Below are 231 nucleotides of genomic sequence, written 5' to 3' on the forward strand. Positions count from 1 at the left end.
GCATTGAGGTGGGGAACCCCCACTCTTTCGTTGGGCCAATGTCGACGGCTTCAACCTGACACTGCTGGCCTAACGTCCCTTTTAGCGCGCTAACCCATTTAGCGTCACTCTCCACGCCATATACTGTCAGTCCTTCCTTTACCGCCCAAACGGTGGAGCCACCTGAGCCAAACTCAAAATACCTTTTAGCCTTCTTCAAACTGCTTAAAAAAAGTTGGCGCTCTAGCTCAG

Annotated in this window: 1 pseudogene; it reads right to left on the minus strand. The window is 51.5% G+C overall.

The features are described 5' to 3' along the window. Positions 1–231: pseudogene (locus SB753_RS42050) on the minus strand (hypothetical protein); the annotation flags it as partial.

The organism is Paraburkholderia sp. SIMBA_053, assembly GCF_046534895.1.
Classification (GTDB): Bacteria; Pseudomonadota; Gammaproteobacteria; order Burkholderiales; family Burkholderiaceae; genus Paraburkholderia; species Paraburkholderia caledonica.